The 5,709-nt window shown below is 56.4% G+C and carries 5 protein-coding genes and 2 pseudogenes; 5 read left to right on the forward strand and 2 right to left on the reverse strand.

All coding sequences use genetic code 11. The features are described 5' to 3' along the window. Positions 1–401: 401 nt before the first annotated feature. Together ACMX3H_RS16445 and tsgA are read right to left on the reverse strand one after the other, a co-directional pair. Positions 402–1,412: pseudogene (locus tag ACMX3H_RS16445) on the reverse strand (HoxN/HupN/NixA family nickel/cobalt transporter). A 291-nt stretch (positions 1,413–1,703) separates the two neighbouring features. Then, positions 1,704–2,894: an MFS transporter TsgA gene (gene tsgA, locus ACMX3H_RS16450; protein WP_415211590.1), complete on the reverse strand. Its 1,191-nt coding sequence runs from the start codon at positions 2,892–2,894 to the stop codon at positions 1,704–1,706. Positions 2,895–3,193: 299 nt separating this feature from the next. Between tsgA and ppiA the strand changes: the two genes are divergently transcribed. From ppiA to tnpB, 5 genes and pseudogenes are all read left to right on the forward strand, one after another. Next, complete coding sequence (gene ppiA / locus ACMX3H_RS16455; RefSeq protein WP_415211591.1) at positions 3,194–3,766, forward strand: peptidylprolyl isomerase A; 573 nt, start codon at positions 3,194–3,196, stop codon at positions 3,764–3,766. A 646-nt stretch (positions 3,767–4,412) separates the two neighbouring features. Continuing rightward, positions 4,413–4,487 carry a hypothetical protein gene (locus ACMX3H_RS16460; protein WP_415211594.1) on the forward strand — a complete coding sequence of 25 codons (75 nt, stop codon included), beginning with the start codon at positions 4,413–4,415 and terminating at the stop codon, positions 4,485–4,487. Further along, a pseudogene (locus ACMX3H_RS16465) lies at positions 4,477–5,066 on the forward strand (putative adenosine monophosphate-protein transferase Fic). Before ACMX3H_RS16460 ends, ACMX3H_RS16465 begins: the two are co-directional and overlap by 11 nt. A 55-nt stretch (positions 5,067–5,121) precedes the next feature. Beyond that, positions 5,122–5,514, forward strand: a complete 393-nt coding sequence (locus ACMX3H_RS16470; protein WP_415211592.1) for a transposase — start codon at positions 5,122–5,124, stop codon at positions 5,512–5,514. Then, positions 5,511–5,709, forward strand: a 199-nt coding sequence (gene tnpB, locus ACMX3H_RS16475; protein WP_415211593.1) for an IS66 family insertion sequence element accessory protein TnpB, incomplete at its 3' end; no start/stop codon positions are given. The genes ACMX3H_RS16470 and tnpB, both read left to right, overlap by 4 nt.

The raw sequence follows: 5,709 nt of genomic DNA on the forward strand, positions 1-5,709 counted from the left end.
TCCAGCGGGAAATTGGGACGACGTCTTGAGGGTTTTGGTGGGGTTTGTTTCATGAATTGCGCCCATTAAAAAAATAATGGACATCATCTTCAATAACTTGATGGAGAATTAACAGACGGCGCTGGGCGTACGCTTACGGTGAAAAAGCGATATTGGCGGCGCTAGCATTGGGCGTTTGACCCACTGGCGTTATCGATAACACCTCCGGCCGTTTGATGAATAGGCGATGTTGGCCGCGCGAGCGTCGGGCGTTCGAACTATAGACGCTATTGGTAACGCCCCCCGGTCGTTTGAAGAAAAGATGCTCTCGGTCACCTTGCGCGAGCCTGTGGCGAACAGAAGTTATCGTCGACGAGCGGTCTGGCGTGCCCGACGATGTGTCAAACGKCGGGGCTAGAGAATCAGATGGGCAGCTGATCGTAGCGCCGCCAGCGGTAGTTGAGCACCGAAATACCCCAGCAGACGGCGAACAGTCCAATCACCACAAAACCGGCATTGCCCAAATTATCATTAAGGGACGCCACCAGTCTCCAGGGGGCGCCCTGCAGATCGAACTTTTCCGCCAGCAGTCCCGCGGCCTCAAGCCCGCCGATAACCAGCGCCACCAGTACCGAGGTGGCGGTTACCGTCATATTGTAATAAAGCCTGCGCTGCGGCTTATTCAGCGCCCAGCCGTAGGCGTTAATCATCATCATATTATTCAGGGTATCCACTAGCGCCATGCCGCTGGTGAACAGCGCCGGGAAGACCATTATCGACCAGATGGCGATGCCCGCCGACGCGCCGGCGGCGGACAAGCCAAGCAGCCCGACTTCGGTGGCGGTATCGAATCCCAGCCCGAATAAAACCCCCACCAGGTACATATGCCAGCTTTTACGCGTCAGCCGGAACAGCTTGCCAAGCAGGCGGTACATAAGCCCACCCCCCCATCGGCTCCTCGGGCGCCGCGCCGTTACCCTGCTTGAGCCGACGGAAACGGCGCCAGATGCCTTGCAGAATAAGGAGATTGCTCAGCGCCATTAGCCGCAGAAAACCGCTGGAAACGGCCGAGCCTATCAGTCCGCCGTAGGTATGCAGCCAGCCCATGTGGTCCTGGAAGGCGGAAGCCGTCAGCGCGATAGCCAAGGTGGCCAGAATGACAATCGTTGAATGTCCCAGGGAAAAAAAGCCCCCACCCCCGTCGGGCGCTGGCCCTGCTGCATCATTTGACGGGTTACGGTGTCGATGGCGGCGATATGGTCGGCGTCGACCGCATGGCGCAGGCCGTAGCTCCAGGCGAGTAGGCAGGCGGCGATAAGGGCGCTATTGTGTCCGAAAGCGAACAGCGCCCAGGTCCAGCTGAACAGATTGGCCCCAATCAGCGCCGCCAACAACAGCGGGGCGCGGGAAACGGCGGGGGAAGATCCGGTCATGGTCACAAGGTCCTTATAGATAGGGATAAGTTAACGTTCGCGCGCCCGGCGCGAGGGCGCATAGGGCATCCGGCCGCCATGCCGACGGAGGTTTGGCGCGGCTGCCGGCCTCTCACTACGCAAACGTTTGCTAGCAAGGCCGATCATACCCCAGCCGGTGCGCGGGACTACTATGACATGACAGAGATAAGTGAACAAACAGATGATGTTGAGTTGTGACCAATGAACGACCAAGGCATCCCGCGGCGACGTCATCCGGCGCCGGCTTGGCTGGCAAGCCGGCGCGCAGTATCAGACAATCGCTTGACTATGGGTGCGGTGGCGGCTAACGAATCCCAGCAGCAGGCACAGAATGAATACCGTGACATACAGCACATTAGAGGTTTGCAGCGCCGCGCCCACGCCATAGCGGGCCACGATAGGGCCGGTCACGACAAACGTTAGCATGGTGCCGATGGTGCCGCAGGTCAGGATGAAATTGACCAGTCTGGGGGATGTCACCCGGGTTTGTTGCGATCCCAGCGTGATGATGGTGGTGTAAATCGCGCTGGAAACAAAACCCAGCACCAGCAAACACCAGGGCAACCAGGCGGGATCGCCGGCGTGGATGAACAGATACATGAAGGCCGCCGAAAGCGCCGCAAGCACGGTCACGATGCGCTGCAAATCGAAGAAACGCAGCAGAGCGCTAAAGACCCACATTCCGACCATGTAAGCGGTCCAGAAATGACTAACCAATCCGCCGGCCTGCTGGATATCCATTTGGAAACGCGTCGTGGCGTATTCCGGCACCCAAGAGATAAAACCGAGCTGGCCCAAGATATAACAGAGCGCGGCCAGCGCCAGCAGCGCCACGCCCGGTCCCCAGGTTTCCCGGATCTGCAGCGTCTGACCGGCGGTGGTGGTGCCACGGGATTTCAGCACGGGGAAATCGGACAGCAGGGTAAGGACAAAGATCACCACGTAGACCACGCCGATACAGGCATAAACCCAGTACCAGGTGATATGGCGCGCCAGCAGCACGCCGGCCAGCATGGGGAACAGGGTACCGGCCATACTGAAGAACGAGTCGGTAAACAACAGCCGCGAGCCGCGCTGCCGTCCCGCATACAGATGGGTAATGAGGTAAGTGCCGATGGACATGGTAATGCCGCTGACCACGCCCAACACAAACATCGACAGGGAGAATACCGTCAGATTATGGCCGCTCATCAACCCCAAGAGTGCCAGCACCATCAGCAGAAAGCCGAACATCAACTGCCGTTTCAGGGGGATTATCTCCATCAGCCAGGCATTGAGAAATATCGCCGCTAAAATGCCTGAGTTTAGGAAAGTAAAGGTATTGCTCATACTGGAAACGGGTAACTGGAAATAGTCGGCGATGTTGCCCAGTACCACGCCGGTGACAATCACCAGCGCGCCGGTTAGCCCATAAGAAAAAAAACTAATCCATGTTAGTCTTAATTTGTTGTTTTGATTCATTGTAAACCTAGTTCTAGTCTGATGACGATCGGTGAAAAACGGGTCTGGAAACGGATATCACCCTGCTTGTTCACGGGAGGCGTGATACTATCATGGCTTATTTATTATTTTCTGTTAAATGTCTAGCAGATAATATTCTTACCGGCGGCAGGTGGAAAGGATGGGCGCCTCATCACAGTTTGGCCGGTGCCGGTGTAAATACTCCGTTACGTAAAAAAAGGTAAATGGCTGGCACTGCTGGAAGCGGCTCTTTAAAATCTAATCGCTTCCTGTGGCCTTATCTCTTAAAAGGAATTCTTATGCTCAAACGCTCTCTGGCGCCCGCTGCTACCTTGCTTACCCTGACATTTTGTTCTTCGGGTGTTTATGCCGCGGCACAGGACTCCCATGTGCTGCTGACCACTTCAGCGGGCAACATCGAGCTGGAATTGGACAGCGCCAAAGCGCCGGTTTCGGTGAAAAATTTCGTGCAATACGTCAATAGCGGTTTTTATAGCAACACTATTTTCCACCGCGTGATCCCCGGTTTCATGATCCAGGGCGGCGGATTCAACCAGGACATGTCGCAAAAGCCGACCCAGGCGCCGATTAAAAACGAAGCCGACAATGGCCGGCGCAATACCCGCGGCACGATCGCCATGGCGCGTACCGCCGATAAAGACAGCGCCACCAGCCAATTTTTCATCAACGTGGCCGACAACGCCTTCCTCGATCACGGCCAGCGCGATTTCGGTTATGCCGTATTCGGCAAGGTGGTAAAAGGTATCGAGGTGGTGGATAAAATCGCTCAAGTGCCCACCAAGAATGAGGGGCCGTACCAGAACGTGCCGGTTAAGCCGATTGTCATTCTTTCCGCCAAAGTCTTGCCCTAAACCCGTTGCCTGACGGCATCGACGTGTAACGTCCCATGGCGTTACGCGATATCCGCCCCTTCGGGATTAGGACCTGGGGTCTACGGCTTCAAGCGCCTGATAACACCCTGTTCATGGCGCCCGGCAGCCCGTCGCGCACAGCGTGCGATAGTGTATCCTTTACGGTTCCCGGTGTCTTAAGGCGTGCGCTGCGTTCGGCCCTCCATGACGCACGGCTTCTGGTGCATGATGGCGCGCGATGTTGCGGCGGCAGGCGGCCCAACGCGCTGCCGCGCGTGGCCCGTTGGCCCGCGGCATCGTGCCGGCGCTGTTCGGTCCACGGGAGTTTGTCTTACGCCTCTTCTGACCGAGGGGCGTAGAGTGCTTATTTCACCTTAAAACGCATAACCGCCAGCCGTTTTTTCGATTTCTCCCGCCACGGAAAACCGCCAGGATCCGCCATTCCCCCGTCTGGTGGATCACGCCAGCCCTCTGCGCCTGTCACGGCGAAGCCGCTAATGCACATTATACTTATTCTTTCCAGGAAACCGGCAGCGTCTGACAGGAGCGGCTGATGAAAAAAATGACCGAAAAGCAAAAAGCGCGGTTATTTGCAAAGTGACGGAATGAAAAATTTTGCGCCAGTACCCGGCTCGAAGGCTATGACATTGCGCCGGTCACGCTGGAAGGCGAAGCGCTGTCCACACGCCTGGACGCGCTGAGGAGGCACTATGAACGATAAAATCGGCGACGACCGCGATCCCTATTTTTATCCGGGCCTGAAGGTGCTGCGCAACGCCCTGAACATTCATGAAGCCGCGGGGCTACAGGAAGCGGAATTGGCGCTAACCGCGCTGCGCGCCACCTCGTTGGAGCTGGGGCCCGCCAGCATGGGGTTGCCTTGGCTGTGCGCCATTCATCACACGCTTTTCCAGGATATCTATCCTTGGGCGGGCCAATTGCGCAGCGTCGATATTTATCAAAACGATATCCGTTTTTGTCACTTCGCCTATCTGGAAACAGAGGGAAACGCGGTGATGCAGCGGCTGGAAGAAGAGGATTATCTGCGCGATCTGCCGTTTGAGCCGTTCTGTGACAAATTGGCGGCCTTTTATGCCGATATCAATATGTTGCATCCCTTCCGGGAGGGAAACGGTGGCGCGCCGCGGATTTTCTTTGAACAGCTGATTATTCACGCCGGCTATGATATCCTCTGGACCGGCAGGACTGGCTGCGCGCCAATGAGGCCTGCGCGTTTGGCGATCTGGCACCGCTGGCCGCTTTGTTCAGAAGTAAGCGTACGCCCAGCGCCGTCTGTTAATTCTCCATCAAGTTATTGAAGATGATGTCCATTATTTTTTTAATGGGCGCAATTCATGAAACAAACCCCACCAAAACCCTCAAGACCTCGTCCCAATTTCCCGCTGGACTTTAAAATTAAGCTGGTTGAGCAGGCGCTCCAGTCCGGCGTATCCATTGCCAAGCTGGCACGGGATAACGGTATCAATGACAATTTGCTGTTCAACTGGTGCCAGCTCTACTGTCAGGGCAAGTTCGGTGTCCAACCTAAAATCCCCACTACACAGCAGGCTGAGCTACTGACGGTTACACTCACCGCCGAACCATCACCCTTACGTTCTCCTTTACCCTCTGCCGAACCCGTTACTTGCGACATTGAGTTCACCGGTGCTCGGTTACGGCTGGCCGGCAATCTGACACCGGCGCTGTTATGCGCACTTATCCATGAACTCAAAGGCCCGCAATCATGATGGGCTTACCGGCGGGCACCCGTATCTGGCTCGTCGTCGGCCACACCGATATGCAAAACGGCTTCCAGGGCCTCGCCGCCAAAGTCGTGTCCGCCCTCCAGGAAAATCCGTTATCCGGCCATGTCTTCGTCTTCCGGGGAAAACGCGGCAACCTGATAAAGGTCCTGTGGTCAACCGATGACGGCCTGTGCCTGT

This window comes from Sodalis sp. (in: enterobacteria), from assembly GCF_047607725.1.
Taxonomy (GTDB): Bacteria; Pseudomonadota; Gammaproteobacteria; order Enterobacterales; family Enterobacteriaceae; genus JBLKSS01.

Excerpts from the sequence above, each read along its gene's own strand:
- ACMX3H_RS16470 (WP_415211592.1), top strand. The coding sequence starts at position 5,122 with ATGAAACAAACCCCACCAAAACCCTCAAGACCTCGTCCCAATTTCCCG.
- tsgA (WP_415211590.1), bottom strand. The coding sequence starts at position 2,894 with ATGAATCAAAACAACAAATTAAGACTAACATGGATTAGTTTTTTTTCT.
- ppiA (WP_415211591.1), top strand. The coding sequence starts at position 3,194 with ATGCTCAAACGCTCTCTGGCGCCCGCTGCTACCTTGCTTACCCTGACA.